13 protein-coding genes, 1 pseudogene and 1 other annotated feature are annotated in these 16678 nt (G+C 58.1%); of the genes and pseudogenes, 7 read left to right on the forward strand and 7 right to left on the reverse strand.

Translation table 11 applies throughout. From position 1 onward, the window contains the following. Positions 1 to 368 precede the first annotated feature (368 nt). Positions 369 to 1736 carry a UDP-N-acetylmuramate--L-alanine ligase gene (murC, locus tag C6Y32_RS08345; RefSeq protein WP_207204824.1) on the forward strand — a complete coding sequence of 456 codons (1368 nt, stop codon included), beginning with the start codon at positions 369 to 371 and terminating at the stop codon, positions 1734 to 1736. Between the two features lie 598 nt (positions 1737 to 2334). On the opposite strand, the pseudogene C6Y32_RS08350 reads toward murC, so the two are convergent. The 3 genes and pseudogenes from C6Y32_RS08350 to C6Y32_RS08360 all read right to left on the reverse strand — a co-directional run. Next, a pseudogene (locus tag C6Y32_RS08350) lies at positions 2335 to 3126 on the reverse strand (collagen-like domain-containing protein); the annotation flags it as partial. A 396-nt stretch (positions 3127 to 3522) separates the two neighbouring features. After that, positions 3523 to 3876 (reverse strand): type II toxin-antitoxin system PemK/MazF family toxin, encoded by a 354-nt coding sequence (locus C6Y32_RS08355; RefSeq protein ID WP_105204987.1) that lies wholly within the window; start codon positions 3874 to 3876, stop codon positions 3523 to 3525. A gap of 290 nt (positions 3877 to 4166) precedes the next feature. Next, on the reverse strand, positions 4167 to 4733 hold the full coding sequence (locus C6Y32_RS08360; RefSeq protein ID WP_105204852.1) for a hypothetical protein: 567 nt from the start codon (positions 4731 to 4733) through the stop codon (positions 4167 to 4169). Between the two features lie 194 nt (positions 4734 to 4927). Between C6Y32_RS08360 and C6Y32_RS08365 the strand changes: the two genes are divergently transcribed. Beyond that, positions 4928 to 6100: a GGDEF domain-containing protein gene (locus C6Y32_RS08365; protein ID WP_105204853.1), complete on the forward strand. Its 1173-nt coding sequence runs from the start codon at positions 4928 to 4930 to the stop codon at positions 6098 to 6100. A gap of 2 nt (positions 6101 to 6102) precedes the next feature. Here the strand turns inward: C6Y32_RS08365 and acpS are convergent, their stop codons facing one another. Next, complete coding sequence (acpS, locus tag C6Y32_RS08370; RefSeq protein ID WP_105204854.1) at positions 6103 to 6459, reverse strand: holo-ACP synthase; 357 nt, start codon at positions 6457 to 6459, stop codon at positions 6103 to 6105. Between the two features lie 137 nt (positions 6460 to 6596). Continuing rightward, positions 6597 to 6833, forward strand: a binding site (T-box leader). A gap of 86 nt (positions 6834 to 6919) precedes the next feature. Here acpS and pheS point away from each other — a divergent pair. From pheS to C6Y32_RS08395, 5 genes are all read left to right on the forward strand, one after another. Further along, positions 6920 to 7933: a phenylalanine--tRNA ligase subunit alpha gene (gene pheS, locus C6Y32_RS08375; protein ID WP_105204855.1), complete on the forward strand. Its 1014-nt coding sequence runs from the start codon at positions 6920 to 6922 to the stop codon at positions 7931 to 7933. A gap of 15 nt (positions 7934 to 7948) precedes the next feature. Continuing rightward, positions 7949 to 10324 (forward strand): phenylalanine--tRNA ligase subunit beta, encoded by a 2376-nt coding sequence (gene pheT, locus C6Y32_RS08380; RefSeq protein ID WP_105204856.1) that lies wholly within the window; start codon positions 7949 to 7951, stop codon positions 10322 to 10324. Positions 10325 to 10858: 534 nt separating this feature from the next. Further along, on the forward strand, positions 10859 to 11104 hold the full coding sequence (locus C6Y32_RS08385) for an IreB family regulatory phosphoprotein (RefSeq protein ID WP_105204857.1): 246 nt from the start codon (positions 10859 to 10861) through the stop codon (positions 11102 to 11104). Positions 11105 to 11424: 320 nt separating this feature from the next. Next, positions 11425 to 11715, forward strand: coding sequence for a hypothetical protein (locus tag C6Y32_RS08390; RefSeq protein ID WP_105204858.1), 291 nt, complete (start codon positions 11425 to 11427; stop codon positions 11713 to 11715). A 228-nt stretch (positions 11716 to 11943) separates the two neighbouring features. Beyond that, positions 11944 to 13536 (forward strand): hypothetical protein, encoded by a 1593-nt coding sequence (locus C6Y32_RS08395; protein WP_129589420.1) that lies wholly within the window; start codon positions 11944 to 11946, stop codon positions 13534 to 13536. A 244-nt stretch (positions 13537 to 13780) separates the two neighbouring features. Here the strand turns inward: C6Y32_RS08395 and C6Y32_RS08400 are convergent, their stop codons facing one another. Genes C6Y32_RS08400 through C6Y32_RS08410 form a run of 3 tightly spaced genes read right to left on the reverse strand, consistent with a single transcriptional unit; the run spans position 13781 to position 16648 of the window. Beyond that, positions 13781 to 15022 carry a peptidase U32 family protein gene (locus tag C6Y32_RS08400; protein ID WP_243562633.1) on the reverse strand — a complete coding sequence of 414 codons (1242 nt, stop codon included), beginning with the start codon at positions 15020 to 15022 and terminating at the stop codon, positions 13781 to 13783. Next, entirely contained in the window at positions 15010 to 16092 is a 1083-nt protein-coding gene (gene mltG, locus C6Y32_RS08405) for an endolytic transglycosylase MltG (RefSeq protein ID WP_105204860.1), read from the reverse strand. Before mltG ends, C6Y32_RS08400 begins: the two co-directional genes overlap by 13 nt. Next, positions 16082 to 16648 (reverse strand): 5-formyltetrahydrofolate cyclo-ligase, encoded by a 567-nt coding sequence (locus C6Y32_RS08410; protein ID WP_105204861.1) that lies wholly within the window; start codon positions 16646 to 16648, stop codon positions 16082 to 16084. Before C6Y32_RS08410 ends, mltG begins: the two co-directional genes overlap by 11 nt. Between the last annotated feature and the right edge of the window lie 30 nt (positions 16649 to 16678).

Raw genomic sequence — 16678 nt, forward strand, 5'->3', positions numbered from 1 at the left:
CGCCTGGGCGCACGGATACAGTATACAGTTTTTAGTTTATAGATTGGCGCTAAAAATTGCAAGAGATTTTGCCCTCGAATGCAAAAAAAGTAGCCGCTGCCCACCGCGCGCCGGTGACTGTGGTATCACTTTTTTGCCAAAAGCTGTTTTGACCGCTCAAATTGTGCTATAATAGCTGCAAAAGTGGGGCAGCGGTCTATCTGCCCCACACGCGGCGGCCCTGTTATAACCGCACCCGGCGGCCCATACTATAGTAGTGGGGCCGTGCCGGAGCAGGCGCGCCAGGTAAAGAGCTGCCCGCCCCGACACGGCGGCCCGGCCACAAGCCGGCAGGCGGCACATAAGCGATTTTAGAGGTGTTTACATCGATGAGTGTTATTTATGAGGATCTGCTCAAGGACAAAAGACACATCCACTTTATCGGCATCGGCGGCAGCGGCATGTTTCCGCTGGCCCAGATCCTGCACGATAAGGGCTACTATATCACCGGCTCAGACAACAACGAGACCGATACGCTAAAGCTGGTGCGTTCGCTGGGCATCCCGGTATTTTTTGGCCACGACCCCAAAAATATCGAGGGGGCGGACCTGATCGTACACACCGCCGCTATTATGAAAGACAACGTGGAGCTGGTGGCCGCCAAGGCCTCCAGCGCGCGGGTGGTGGAGCGCTCGGTGCTGCTGGGCAGCATCTCGCGCAAATACAGTAATGCCGTGTGCGTGTGCGGTACCCACGGCAAGACCACCTCCACCGCCATGCTCACCCAGCTGCTGATGGACTGCGGCGCCGACCCCACCGCCATCATCGGCGGCCGGCTGCCCAGTATCGACTCCAACGGCCGGGTCGGCGCCAGCGACACGCTGGTGGTCGAGAGCTGCGAGTATGTCGACACCTTTTTGAAGCTGAGCCCCGACATTTCGGTGGTGCTCAACATCGACGAGGACCATTTGGAGTACTTTAAAAACCTCGATAACATCATCCGCTCGTTTAACACCTTTAACAAGATGGCCAGCAAAATGGTCATTGTCAACGGCGACGACCAAAATGCCATGCGCTCGCTGGACGGGGTGGAAAAGCCCATCGTCACCTGTGGCGAAGGTGAGGACTGCGAGTACCGGGCAGTGGATGTCACCTGCAAAAACAACGTGTTTTTTGAATACGACCTGTACCACCGCCAGGCGCGGCTGTGCCACATATCGCTGGGGGTACCGGGACGGCACAACGTGCACAACTCGCTGCTGGTGTGTGCCGCCGCCCTGCAGTGCGGGGTAACGCCGTCGCAGCTGGAAGAGCACATCGGAAACTTCCGCGGGGCCGGCCGCCGGTTTGAATTTTTGGGCGAGGTAAACGGTTTCACCGTAGCCGACGACTACGCTCACCACCCGGCCGAGCTGGAGGCCACGCTCTCCACCGCCATGCAGATGGGCTATCGTCAGGTATGGGCGGTGTTTCAGCCCTTCACCTATTCCCGCACCAGCATTTTGCTCGACGACTTTGCGCAGGTGCTCTCGATGCCCGATCGGGCCGTCATCACCGAGATCATGGGAGCCCGCGAGATAAACACCTACGGCATCAAAGCCACCGATCTCTCCAGCAAGATCCCCGGTAGCGTGCAGCTCGACACCTTTGAACAGGTGGCCGACTACGTGCTCAAAAATGCCCAGCCCGGAGACCTGGTACTGACCCTCGGCTGCGGCGACGTGTATAAGATCGCCAAACTGCTGCTGAAAAAGTAGCGGGCGGTACAGTTAAAAAAATTTGCGATCATCACGGCGAGAGCGGCACCTTTCTGGGTGCCGCTCTCACTCTATATACCTCTACCCTATCTGTCCGGACAGCGGGGACAATGACCAGTTCTGGGCCAATAAAAGAGCACTGCTCCTACACCGGGCAGTGCTCTTTTAAACAGCGCCGCAGCTGTTATTCCAACTGGCGAATGATGAGTGTGGCCAGCGTATCGTCAGGGTCGGCAGAGCTGATAGAAAAAGCCGACGACGAAGACAACCTGAACGAGGTGAGCGCGTCTATGCGAAAAAGGGCCTGTGCGGCATAAAAGCCCGGCTCGCCGGCACTCTTTTCAATGCGCAAAAAAGTTCCCGGCAGGCTGATGCCGTTTTTCTGCAGGGTAAAGCGGGTGGACAGTGCCGCGCTGCGGGGCAGATTGAGCTTAAAACTGATCAGATAGAGGCCCGGTCGCAGCAGGTGAAATATTCCGTAGTCGGCGATGATACCGGCGGTGTGCGGGCCTTCTTCCTCAATGGGCAAACCGCCAAAAAGCCCGCTCACCTTGATCGTCCCGCTCTGATAGAAAAAACCGTATTCCAGGTCGGGCACTGCACCGGTGGGACCAGTCGGTCCGGTTGCACCCATCGGGCCGGTGGCTCCAGTAACACCGGGTAGGCCCTGCGGACCGGTTGCGCCTGTCTCACCCTGCACACCGGCAGGACCCGTCGCCCCGGTCGCACCCGCTGGGCCAGTGGCCCCAGCAGCACCGGGTAGGCCCTGTGGGCCGGTTGCACCTGTCTCACCCCGCTCACCGGCAGGGCCCGTCGCCCCGGTAGCACCCGTTGGGCCAGTGGCTCCAACAGCGCCGGGTAGCCCCTGTGGGCCGGTTGCGCCTGTCACGCCCCGCTCACCGGCAGGGCCCGCCGCCCCGGTAGCACCCGTTGGGCCAGTGGCCCCAGCAGCACCAGGTAGGCCCTGCGGGCCGGTTGCGCCTGTCACGCCCTGCACACCGACAGGACCCGTCGGGCCGGTTGCACCTGCCTCACCCCGCGCACCGACAAGGCCCGTCGCCCCGGTTGCACCCGTTGGGCCAGTGGCCCCAGCAGCACCGGGTAGGCCCTGTGGGCCGGTAGCGCCTGTCACGCCCCGCTCACCGGCAGGTCCCGTCGCCCCGGTAGCACCCGTTGGGCCAGTGGCCCCAGCAGCACCGGGTAGCCCCTGTGGGCCGGTAGGACCTGTTGGGCCAGTTGCACCCGTAGGTCCCTGCGGGCCCGTCATACCTGTAACTCCACGGGCGCTGGCCGGACCGGTGGGGCCAGTGGGACCAGAAATACCGCGCGGGCCAGTCGGTCCCGTGGCTCCCCGTGGGCCAATTGGCCCGGTAGCCCCATCGTACCCCATGCAGCCGCGGGGCCCCATAGGCCCCTGTGGCCCGCGCGGTCCCTGTGGTCCTCTGGGGCCGGCAGGCCCGGGGCAACAGGGCTGGCAGGTGGTGTGACCACAGGGGCAGTTGGGAGGACATTGACGATCATACATAGCTAAAATACCTCTCTCTCAAAAAACTTGCTCTGCACCATCCATCCTATGTTTTTGCACCGCAAAAGGGCCGTGTTGACAGCACCGCGTCCGCTGCCAACTGCGTTTTCATCTGCGTCTCCCGCCGCGCTCCGGCAGCGCGGACCGGCCAGGCGATACTTGCGCCCATATAAAACAAAAAAGGGGCCGATGAACGGCCCCTTGCAAACTGTGAGAAAGTGTGGGCTTCTCTGCCCGTCGGGTGCGGCTGAGCATATGTAGTCAGCCGCCCAGACCCAGACTGACGGAGATGGCATGATCGATCTGACTCATCGAGCCGTTATCGACCTGACCCATCTTTTCGCGCAGGCGGGTCTTATCGATGGTGCGTACCTGTTCCAAAAGCACGATGGAATTTTTGGCCAGCCCGCACTTTTTGCTGTTGAGGGCGATGTGGGTGGGCAGCCTGGATTTATCCCGCTGGCTGGTGATAGCCGCCGCGATGACGGTGGGGCTGTGGCGGTTGCCCACGTCATTTTGTACGATGAGCACCGGCCGCACACCGCCCTGTTCAGAACCCACCACCGGGCTCAGGTCTGCGTAATAAATATCGCCCCGTCTTACCTCGTTCACGATCTTTTTCACTCCTTTTGGCTCGCTGTGTGCCCGCCAGAGCGGGCGATCTTTTTATCCGGCAGCGGCGTGGCAGCCTATCCGCCCCACCGCTCTCATCTGTAGTTTGACCGGGAGGTTGGGGTTTTAATCACCGCAAGGAGCGTATACCAGTATATTTTTACCAGCAAAAAGGTGTGTGCGCAAAAAAGTAGCGGCGCAGCTACCCGCCTATATTCTGCTGTCCAAAACAAAAAAGCCCCCACATACAGAGGGGCTTTTGCACAGCGGCAGAAACAAATATAAAAGATCCGTCAGCTCCCCTGTTGGGGTCCGCTCTGGGGGGTAAAGCTCTCGATTGTGATGGTGACCGGCTGTTGGTCTTTTTTCTGGCCGTAGGTCATGGACAGTGGCAGCAGCGTCTTTTTGTCAAAGGCGATCGAGAAATCTCCCTGATCGTCTTTGCCGGTGGCGGTGATGATCCCCTTTTTCTCTTTGATGGTGTAATCCCCGGCGCGAAACAGATTTTTTAAGATTGTCGCCACCCCTGCCGGCTTTAGCTGCAGTCCGGCGGGATTGATCTCGAGACCGCCCATGCGAAATACTACGTTGCTCACCGTCATCTCGCAGGAGAGCCCGGCCAGACTGGCCGGCTCTGATACGGTAAAGGACATGCGTCCCTCGGCATTTTTTTGCAGTTGCAGGCCGCAGGTAAAGTCGCCGCTCTCGATCTTTAACTGGCAGCCAAAGGCGCCCTCAAATTGCTGGGTGGGGTTTTTCTCGGTGGCGGCGCTCTCTTTTTTTCGGCAGCCGCTCAGTGCTGTCAGCGTACAAAAGGCCAGCAGCACCGCTACTATACGGCGGGCACAGCGTGATCTCATTGGCATTATCCCCCTCTTTTTGCTCTTTCCATCGGCCCCAATATACAGGGTCCGGGCACTGTTTTAGGATATGCCCGCCGGCCAAAAAGTATGCCGCCACCTGTTTGCCAATGTGCGCAGAGTGATTGTGCTGCCGGACCCATATATGTATAATGGGGTCATAAGGACCATACCGCCAGCATGAGGAGGAGCGTATGAAGAGACCGGCACCGAGCACCACGGTTCAAAAAAGGCAGGACCTGCGAGAACACATGGCACAGCGGGTGTTGCGCTATTTGTGGTGGATATTGCTGCTGGTCGCTGGCATCCAACTCTTTAACATCCTGCATGCGCTCGTCTATACCGGCTGGCGGCTGCACACCCCGGCCAGCCGCGTGTACGTGCTGCTCTATGCCTGCCTGCTTGTCGTATCGCTGCTGGGGCTGGCCTGTGTGCCTTTTTTAAAGCGGTCGCTGCCCCGCTCGGCGGGTCTCACTCTGTGGCTGCAGTGGATCTACTGCGGGTTTTTGCTGTGCTGGGCGGTGATGGTAACGCTGTACGATCAGCGGGTGGGCCCAGGTGCCGAGACCTATTTGACCGTACTGCTCACGGTAGCGGTGCTGGCCGAGCTTCCGCCCGTGCCAGCGGCTGTACTGCTGGGGGTGCCGCAGATCGCGCTGATGTTGGCACTGCCCTACTATCAGCCGACCAAACAGGACAATTTCGGCCTGTACCTCAACTCTACCGTGCTGGCGGCGGTGGCGATCTTTATCGCCTGTTACCGCTACCTGTCGCAAAAGCGACAGCACGAAGGGGCGCAGCTCATCCTCGAAAAAAACCGGGAGATCGCCGAGAAGAACCGGGAGCTCATGTACCTGGTAGGGCACGACTCGCTCACCGGGCTCTACAACCGCCGCTTTTTAGACCTGCGGCTGCCGGCCATCTGTGCCGACTGCGCCGAGCACGGAAAGCACCTGGGCATGATGATGATCGACATCGACGATTTTAAGCTGTATAACGACCAGTTTGGCCATCAGATGGGCGATGCCTGCTTGGATCAGGTCAGTCAGGCGCTGCTGGGCTGCCTGCAGAGTGAGGGGGAGTACATTCTGCGCTACGGTGGGGAGGAGTTTTTATATCTGGGCTCTGGCGCGGATACCGCGGCGGTGCGCCGGCGGGGCGAAGAGATGTGTGCGGCGGTACGGGCACTGGCGCTGCACGCAGCTGGTAAGCCGTCGCCGGTCACGGTGAGCATTGGCGCCTGCGCGGCGGTTCCCCAAGACAAAAGCGCCTGGCAGACCCTTATCCGTAGGGCCGACCAGGCGCTGTACACCGCCAAACATCAGGGAAAAGACCAGGTAGTCTGCGACACCGGCGAGGGGCGGTAACGCTACAGGCACACCGCCACAGCCATCGCGCGCCCAGTGTCGTGGCTGATAGAGAGATCTAGCTGTTCATAATCGCCCAGCCGGGCGGCGGCGCGCGGCGCCAGCCGGTAATAGGGTTTGCCCTGCGGGGTGTGCGCCACTTCGATATCGGTGAAGGAAAGCCCGCGAAAGCCGGTACCAACAAGCTTCACCAGCGCCTCCTTGGCGGCAAACACGCCGGCCACCGTTTGGGGCGCGCTGTTTTTTTGGGTAAAATAATCTCGTTCGCCAGCGGTGAACACCCGCTGTAAAAAGTGCGGGTCCTCCATGCTCTTTTTTATCCTTTCGATCTCGATAATATCGCAGCCGCAGCGCAACACTTACATCCCTCCCCTATACTTTACCGTCCGGTGGGCGGTAGTCCTCTGCTGTGATTATAGAGGAAACCGGCAGAAATTACAAATATCTGCTTCAAAATGTGTTGCAAAACACGGGGGGATGTGCTATTTTAAAGTATATAAACGCGATGACGGAGAGAGTAACACCGCTTATTTCCCCTCTTTTCAGAGAGAGCCCGGCTGCTGTGAAGGGTTCAGAGGGCCAGCAGTGCGAAGTTCACTCCCGAGCGGCCCCGCTGAAAGCCCCCTGTGGCCGGTAGGTGGGGACGGGCAGCCCCGTTAGCGGCAAAAAGAGTGTTTGCTCTAAGCAAAAAGCAGGGTGGTACCGCGGAGACTTTTACGCCTTCGTCCCTATTTGGGGGACGGGGGCTTTTTTATTTGCCCGGCGCCAAAAACGGCGCCGTCCCCAAGCAAAAGACCCGCACTGTGAAAGGAGCCGGATATGAAAGACAAACTGCTGCAGATCAAGGAGCAGGCCATCGCGCAGATCGCGGCGGCCAGAGACGACCTGGATGAGATCAAGGTGAGATACCTGGGTAAAAAGGGCGAGCTGACAGCCATTTTAAAACAGATGGGCGGACTGTCGGCCGAGGAGCGGCCACAGATCGGCCAGCTGGCCAACCAGGTGCGCGCCGATATCGCCGAGGCGATCGCCAAAAAGGCCGAACAGATGAAAGCCGAGGCGCTGAAGAACCAGCTGGAGGCCGAGCGGGTGGACGTGACCATCCCCGGCAAGCTGCCCCAGCAGGGCGGCCTGCACCCCATGACCCAGGTGCTAGACGACCTGACCGAGATCTTTTTGGGCATGGGCTTCTCGGTAGCCGAGGGGCCGGAGGTAGAGCTCGATTACTATAACTTCGAGGCGCTCAACCTGCCGCCGGATCACCCTGCCCGCGATACCCAGGACACCTTCTATATCACCGATAACATCCTGCTGCGCACCCAGACCTCGCCGGTGCAGGTGCGCACCATGGAGAAGCAAAAGCCCCCCATCAAGGTCATTGCCCCGGGGCGGGTCTACCGCTCCGACGCGGTGGACGCCACCCACTCACCGGTATTCCACCAGATCGAGGGGCTGGTGGTGGATAAAGGCATCACCATGGCCGACCTGAAAGGCACCCTGGAGGTGTTCACCAAAAAGCTGTACGGCGCCGACAGCGTGGTGCGCTTCCGTCCCCACCACTTCCCCTTCACCGAACCTTCGGCCGAGATGGACACCCAGTGCTATGCCTGTCACGGCGCCGGCTGCCGCCTGTGCAAAGGCGAGGGCTGGATCGAGCTGCTGGGCTGCGGTATGGTCCACCCCTGGGTGCTGCAAAACTGCGGTATCGACCCCGAGGTATACAGCGGCTTCGCCTTTGGTATCGGCTTGGAGCGGGTGGCCATGCGGCGTTACGGTATCGGCGATATGCGGCTGTTCTACGAGAACGACCAGCGGTTCTTGAGCCAGTTCTAACAGGAGGTAGAGAAGATGATCCTTTCGTATAAATGGTTGCAGGACTACACCGAGATCGACGCTGCGCCCCGGGCGTACGCCGAGGCCATGAGCATGTCCGGCTCCAAAGTAGAGGGCTGGGAGAACCTGGCCGACGAGATAAAAAACGTAGTGGTAGGCAAGGTGCTCTCGATCGAAAAGCACCCCGACGCCGATAAACTGGTGGTGTGCCAGGTAGAGGTGGGCGGAGCGGAGCCCATCCAGATCTGCACCGGCGCCACCAACCTGTACCCCGGCGCGGTGGTGCCGGTGGCGCTGCACGACTCCTATCTGCCCGGCGGCGTGCACATCAAAAAAGGCAAGCTGCGGGGACAGGTCTCTAACGGGATGATGTGTTCGTTTGCCGAGCTGGGTCTCACCGAGCACGACTGCCCCGACCAAGATGCCGACGGCATCATGATCTTAAAGGATGGCAGCTACACCGTCGGCGAGGATATCGTCACCGCGCTGGAGCTGGACGATCTGGCGGTAGAGTTCGAGATCACCTCCAACCGGCCCGACTGTCTGTCGATGATCGGTCTGGCCCGTGAGAGCGCCGCCACCTTTAGAAAGCCGCTGCGGCTGCCCGACCCCCGCGTAGAACATGAGAGTGGGGATATCGGCAATTACCTGAAAGTGGACGTCGAGACCGAAAACTGCCTGCGGTACGCCGCCAAAGTCGTCAAAAATGTAAAGATCGGTCCCTCGCCCAAGTGGATGCGCGACCGGCTGCGGGTGTGCGGCATCCGCCCCATCAGCAACATCGTCGACATCACCAACTACGTGCTGCTGGAGTACGGCAGCCCCATGCATGCCTTTGACTACCAGCAGGTGAAAAACGGGCACATCATCGTGCGCCAGGCCCGCCCAGGCGAGACGCTGGAGACCTTAGACGGTGTAGTGCGCCATCTGGATGAGACCATGATGGTCATCGCCGACGAACAGGGCCCCTCGGTAGTGGCCGGTGTGATGGGCGGCGAGAAGAGCGGTATTGCCGACGACACCACCACCATTATCTTTGAGAGTGCCTGCTTTGCCGGCCCCAGTGTGCGCCGCACCAGCAAAAAATTGGGCCTGCGCACCGAGAGCTCGTCCAGATACGAAAAGGGGCTCGACCCCGAGACCTGCATTTCTGCCCTGCTGCGCGCCTGCCAGTTGGTAGAGCAGCTGGGGGCCGGTGAAGTGGTCGGCGGCGTCATCGACTGTTACCCCGCCCCCAAGGCCCCCACCGTCCTGCACCTGGACGCCGACTACACCAACCGCTTTTTGGGTACCGAGATCCCCAAAGAAGATATGGTCAAATATCTCGAGAGCCTAGAGTTCGAGGTGCGTGCAGACGACAGCATCGTGGTGCCGTCTTTCAGAGCCGACGTAGCCCATAAAGCCGACGTAGCCGAGGAGATCGCCCGGCTGTACGGCTATGATAAGATCCCCTCTACTCTGGCCCAGACAGCCGACGAGGCCGAGCTTACCCGGGAGCAGAAATTTGCCCGCACTATCCGTCAGCAGCTGGTGGGCATGGGGCTCTACGAAATCATCACCTACACCTTTATCAGCCCCAAATACTACGACAATATTCGCCTGCCGGCGGATAGTCGCCTGCGCGATTCGGTGACCATCCGTAACCCGCTGGGCGAAGATACCAGCGTCATGCGTACCACTGCACTGCCCTCGATGCTGGATATCCTCTCTAAAAACTACGCCAATCGCAACCTGAGTTGCCGCCTGTTCGAGCTGGCCACCGTGTACGAAAAGGCCGGTGATGACCAACTGCCAAACGAGCCCGAACACCTGACCCTGGGCATGTACGGTGACTGCGATTTCTACACCATCAAAGGTGTCTGTCAGGGCCTGCTCGACGGACTAAAGGTGCCCGGCTGCCGCTTCATCCCCTGTGCTGATCACCCCACCTTCCACCCCGGCCGCTGTGCCGAGATCGAGCTCGACGGTAAGATCGTGGGCGTCATCGGCGAGGTGTACCCAGAGGTGGCTGCCAGCTATGGCATCAAACCCCGCACCTATATCGCCGAGCTGGATATCGCCTCTCTGCTGGCCGGAGCAGTAGAGACCGTGACCTACAAACCGCTGCCCAAATTCCCCGCCTCCACACGCGATCTGGCCCTGGTCTGCGATGAGGAAGTACTGGTGGGCGACATCACCGAGAGCATCCAGCACAGCGCCGGCAAGCTGCTGGAAAAGGTGGAGTTCTTCGATATCTATCGCGGCAAACAGCTGCCTGAAGGCAAAAAGAGCGTGGCCTTCAAGATCGTGCTGCGCTCGGAAAATGAGACCCTTACCGACAAGCACGCCGATGATATCGTGGCCAAGATCCTCAAAAATCTGGCGCCGCTGGGCGTGAGCTTGCGCGCATAGCTTTTTGCACAATCGGTCAAGTTTTATATCTTAGGGATAGGCGGCTTGTTCTCCCCGTTAAGTAGTGCAAAAAGGACAAGAACTGTTCTCGGAGCAGCGCTCCTCACACTGCCGTCGGCAGTGACACAGTTCTTGCCAACTGTGAGGTGTGAGGTGCTATGATTATACACCTGCACGATCGGTCAGGCTTTATATCCTTGGGGTAGACAGCTTGTTCTCCCCGCTATGTAGTGCAAAACGAAAAAGCAGGGTCGGTCCCACGAAAAGTTGATACTTCTATTGAGAGCACTACGGTGGGCTGTGGCCTGCCGTAGTGCTCTTTTTCTACAGCTAATTTGGAGGTCCGCTCTCTACTTGATATCTGCGGGGGGTGCTGGCTGACCGTCGATCTGAACGGTAAAAAATGTGCCGTTCTTTGCTGTGCAGCATGGAGCTGTCGGCAAGATCTCCCCCTATTTTGAAGTTTTTCCAGGGCATGTTTTGGTTGATTTATAGAGCAAAATAGTGTATCTTATTAGGTGAGAGGTGATAACCATGCAGGATCGGACCATGACTTTCTCCCTCTATGAGGACAAGGAAGACGAGACCAAAAAAATATTGACCCAGGTGTACGACGCGTTGCGCCACAAGGGCTACAATCCCATCAATCAGATCGTGGGGTACATCCTGTCAGAAGACCCCACCTACATCACGACCTATCAAAATGCCCGCAGTCTGGTGCGCAAGCTGGACCGCGATGAACTTTTGCGCACGTTGGTAAAATCTTACCTGGGCGAATAGCGCGCGTATTCTGCTATTGTAGTAGAACTCGTATTTGTGAACAAACTGTAAAAACGGCTGGTTTTTGCCTTTTTAAATGGCAAAATGCCGGCCGTTTTTGATAGGCCCTATTGGGGCGCTGCCGGCAGGTGGGCATAAAGTTTACCGGTGGGTTGTTTACTTTGCGGGTAAAAACTGCTATACTGTGTAAAGAAACTCTATAGATCTGGCGTTTTGTGCCCTTCATTGCGGCCCACTTAAACAGGTGGTGGCAGCCGGGAGCGGCGGTACAGAACGCTTTTTGTTTCATGAAAATTCTACCAGAGCGGGAGGAATACGATATGGCAGAAAAAAAGACGCTTATGTACAGGGGCAAACCACTGGTGCGCTGCGGCAACGACATGTACTTTGGCAGCATGGACGACCGGTACATCGTGTATATGCAGATACTCTCGACCCGGAAACAGGGCGATGAGGATGTGGCCGATAAGGTGCGGCTGTCGCTGATGAACACCAACACCGACCTCTCCCCCATCGAGCGCATCGTCAAGAGCAGCGAGAAAAAGGGGATCTGGGGCGCTTTAGAGATCGCCGAGATCTGGCTGGAGCGCGCCAACAAAGAGGGCGTTTAAAAATAGCGGTCTGACAGGTCTTAGAACGTCTAAAAAGAGGGAGTCACAAAAGTGGCTCCCTCTTTTTTATTTACCTATTTTGATTTTCTTATTTGCACAAATTTGTCGAATATTTATCATCTATATGCAGAAATTTATATATTCTTCGACAATCATCTGCAAAAACACGAGCAATATGATATACTATGTAAAAATAACATTTTATTTTCTGAGATGGGAGTAAGCGTGATGAAAAAAGTTGTGGCACTGTTGATGGCGCTGTGTATCGTGGCCGTCTGCTCGTTTACCGGTTGCGGATCGGTTAAGCTCGATAAACGCTATGCACTGGACGGGCGCCTGTCCTTTAGCATGCCGAGTAAGTGGGCACATGATCGCTCTGGAGATCTGGAACGTTTTTTTGCTAAAAAAATAGGTGCCCCCGACGACGGTTATATGACTGCCTCCTATGTTTTAGACAGGACAATGAAAGAGAGTCCCACCAGTGATGAAGCACAGACGTTTTTAGAGACATACTATAAGGCATACAGCGATACCGATGCGATGTCTGATGTTAAGGAGCTCGAACCGCTCTCACAGCTCACATCGGGGTTGTTCGGCGCTGAGTTTTTAGCTACCATGACGATAGACGGTACCGACTACCCGGCGGTCATCGAGCTCTTCTATAAAGAGCAAACTGTATACAGCTTTATTTTTTGTATGCCCAAGTACAGCAGTACACAACTGCGTGACTTTGGTGAGGATTTTAGAAACACCTTGCAGTTTAAGAGCAATACCGGTTTTGAGGAACAGGACCGGGTAGCCGGCTATCGCCAAGCCGACAAAAATGTCTACAGTGGTAAAGGGTTTACCAACAACTATATTTTCTTTGACGGCAAGATCGAGGATGTGCAGCAGCAAAACGGCGTTGTCGTAGCTCTGGCCAGCGACAGTAATGGCAAATCCTGGGCACTGACCGTCGGCGATATACCGCAGTACGCGCCCGACAACGTCGCGGTGCTCAAGGACAAAGAGGTACGGATATTTGGAAAATTTACCGGCTCGTCTGAAGATGGCCATCTGACTATGCAGGTGCAGCAGATCGGGGACAAACAGAGCGAAAAAATATATGAGGACAGCGCCTTTCGCTCCTCTGGAGATCAGTTCATTGCCCTGGTGGAGCAGAGCGGCGCACCCATTAGCTGGGCCGCCGCCACCGACGGCAGCCACGCCGGACAGTATGTGTATATGGACGGCTATATCACCGATCTCAGCAAGTCCTCCGCCGACAAAAAGGTCACCTTTTTATTCAGTCAGAACATTGACGGCAACTTTGCGCAGCAGACGGTAGAGCTCCCCTACAGCAGCAATCCAGCGGCTTCCTCTTTAAAAGCCGGCGGTGTGCGGCTTTATGGAACAGTGGGCAGCGACAATGTATTTTGCGCGGAAAAGGCAAAAGAGATGGATGTGGGATTTGGCGAGGCCGAGATCATCTCGCTGTTTAAGGCCAGCTGCGGCAGCTTGTCCTATGATGAGGCGGCTCGTAATCCCACTGCCCATGTCGGTGAAAAGGTACAATTTACCGGCAAAGTGGTTCAGGTCATCGACGGAGCGTCGGCGGATTACGTCACTATGCGGGTAAATGTGACTCTGGGTTCTTACAGCATTTACAGGGATACTGTATATGTAACCTATACACTGCCCGCCGGCAGCCAGCGCATTTTAGAGGACGACATCATTACCATGTACGGCATGATGGACGGGACCAAGACCTATACCTCTACGCTGGGGGCGAGTATTACCATCCCCCAGCTCCATGCCAAGTATATAGATATTATTGGGTAGTTGTCCGTCACCGTTTACAGTAGGACCTACCGATCACCAAAATAGTTCGGTCATTGCGAAAGGAGGCACTTTGACAGAAGCTGTCTCCTTTTTCTTTGAGAACAGCTGGATTTTTTAAAGCAGCGGGCTAAATGATCTTTTCGCAGCGCATACCCCGCTTATCCAGGGCACTATGCCCCTACGGCCATCGTGCATAAACCGTAACCAAAAAGCAGCCCCGTTTAAAAACGGGGCTGCTTTTTATCTATGCCTTGCAGCGGCGCAGCATGCAGCCGGCCGGGGCGGCGGGGGCGGGCAGCGAAAAGAGCATTTGCGGGTGCACCGCCTGGTCGATAATTTGGCCGTCTTCACCGCGCAGGTTATCGACCACAAACTTTTGCGGCGGCCGGCCGGGCAACAGCAGCTCGACCTCTTCGCCCCGATGCAGACGGTTTTTTAAGGTGGCGTACAGCCGGCCGGACCGGTATTTCTGCACCACCGCCACCACGTCGCTCTGGCGGATATAGATGCCATCCTCCAGGTGTTGGCCGGGTATATCGCCCATATAAAAGCCGGTGGAATAGGGGCGGTGGCTGACATTTTGCACCTCCTGCCGCAGCCAGCTGGGGCACTGGTAGTGCTGGGGTTCTTGGAGGTAGGCATCCAGGGCACAGCGGTAAGCATTGGTGACGGCGGCCACATAGTACACCGCCTTGGCCCGCCCCTCGATCTTTAAAGAGGTGACGCCGGCGCGGATGAGCGCATCGAGGTGTTCGATCATGCACAGGTCGTTGGCGTTTAGGATATAGCTGCCGCTCTCGTCTTGCCCTACCGGAAAGTACTGGCCGGGACGGGTCTCCTCTACCAGCCGGTACTGCCAGCGGCAGGGCTGGGCGCAGGCGCCGCGGTTGGCATCGCGGCCGGTGAGGTACTGGGAGAGCAGACAGCGGCCCGATACCGACATGCACATCGCCCCGTGGACAAAGGCCTCCAGCTCCAGCTGGGGCGGGGTGTTTTGGCGGATATCGGCTATCTCCTGCAGCGAGAGCTCACGGGCCAGCACCACCCGGCTGGCACCCAACTGGTACAGTGCATTGGCGGTGGCGTAATTGACCACCCCAAACTGGGTAGACACGTGCAGCGCCACCTGTGGGGCGTGCTGACGGGCCAGCTGCAGTACCCCCAAGTCGGCGACAATGAGCGCGTCGACACCGATAGACTGTAGGTAAGAGAGGTAGCTGGGCAGCTCTGCCAGCTCGCCGCAGCGGGGCATGGTATTACAGGTGACATACACCTTGACTCCCTGCCGGTGGGCATCGGCCACCGCCTGGGCCAGCTGCTGCCGGTTAAAATTGCCGGCCCCGGCGCGCATGCCGTAGCTGTCACCGGCCAGGTAGACCGCATCGGCCCCATAGAGCAGTGCGGCCTGCAGCCGCTCGGGGTCGCCGGCCGGGGCCAGCAGTTCCAGCGGATGGGCAGGTACCGGCTGCATATTTACTTTTTCCATGTCTTGCTGGCCTCGGCCACGTTCTTTTCGTGCTCCTCGTAGGTCTTGGCGTAGTAGTAGTTGTTGTTGCCGTCGGTGACGAAGTAGAAGTACTCGGACTCGGCCGGGTAGAGCGCGGCGTGGATGGCCGCCTGGCCGGGGTTGCAGATGGCACCCACCGGGATGCCCACCGCCGAGTAGGTGTTGTAGGCCTCGGACTGCTGCTCGCTGTAGGTGATGCCGAAATCGTCGTAGAACTGCAAAAAGAGGATGGTCACATCGGACTGCAGCTGAGAGAGGATATCGGGGTTGTTGAGCCGGTTGTGGAACACTGAGGAGACCATGAACATGTCGTCGTTTGAAAACGACTCGCTCTGGATCATCGAGGCCAAGGCGATCGTCTCGTCGAGCGACATGCCCAGCTCATCCATGCGGGCGTACATCTCGTCGGTGATCTGGCTGTCGAAATGGGTGAGGAACACCCGCGCCACCTCGGTGGGGTCGGCGTCCTTTTTAAACTGGTAGGTGTCGGGGAAGGCGTAGCCCTCCATCTTGAGGATTTTCAGCGGATCGTCGGCGACGTGCTGCTGGAACTTGAGGCCGAAATCGGCCGTGTTGATGGCCTCGATAAAGGCGTTCTCGTCGCAGATACCGGCCTTTTGCAGGCGGCGGGCGATCTGGGCCAGATTATACCCCTCGGGGATGGTGACCGATACGGTGTCGGCATCCTGCGTAGTCTGCTGCAACACCTTGACGATATCGGCATAGGGGGCGTTTTTCTTTACCTGGTGGTCGCCGAACTGGTAGCTGCCGTCGTGGCCCTGCAGGCGGGAGTAGATCTTAAAGACGGTGGGGCTGGAGATCACCCCTTTATCTTTGAGGGCCTGGGCGATCTGGCCGGTGGAGCTGCCCTCGGCCACAGTGACGGTGACCTGTTTGCCGGCGCCGCCCCAGCCGCCGATCTCGCCGGCAGCCCAGAGGCCGACACCGCCGGCCAGCAGCACCAGTACGGCGGCGACAGCGGCGATGATGAGCAGCAGTTTTTTGCGGCTTTTGGGGCCTTTGGAGGTGGTTTTTAAATTACTGGTCATGGGTGTTCTCCTTCTCTGTCTCTTCGGTGAGCACCTGGTCTACAGGTATGTCGTACAGGTGGGGGTGGACGGTGGCAAACAGGCAGTCGCGGTAACACAGGCCGATTTTAAAGCCAGTCCAGTTTGCCAGCAGCCGGTCGTAGTAACCTTTGCCGTAACCGGCGCGGTAGCCCTGCCGGTCAAAGGCCAGACCGGGAACCACGATGGGGAGGTCGGTGCGCCCGCACAGCCGGGTACCGGTGGGCTCGGGCACCGAAAAGGCACCGATGCGCAGGCTGGCGGTGGACGGCGTATGTACCAGCTGCAGCTGCCGGCCCACCACCCGGGGCAGATATACCTGTTTGCCCAGGTCGATACACTGCTCGATGATCGGCAGTGTATCGATCTCGCGGGGCAGGGCGGCGTAGAGCACCACCGCCGGGGCGCCGGCAAATTGGGGCAGCTGCCAGAGCTGGGCGGTGATGTCGGCATCTTTTTGCGCTTTTTGCCGCCGGTCCAGACCGGCGCGGTACTGCTTGGCCCAGTGGCGCAGAGGGGCTTTGGGATCGGTCGTCATGATATCACCTCGCGAGAAAAGGACAGCGCC

Origin of the sequence: Neobittarella massiliensis (ex Bilen et al. 2018), assembly GCF_900289145.1 — a bacterium.
Taxonomy (GTDB): Bacteria; Bacillota; Clostridia; order Oscillospirales; family Ruminococcaceae; genus Neobittarella; species Neobittarella massiliensis.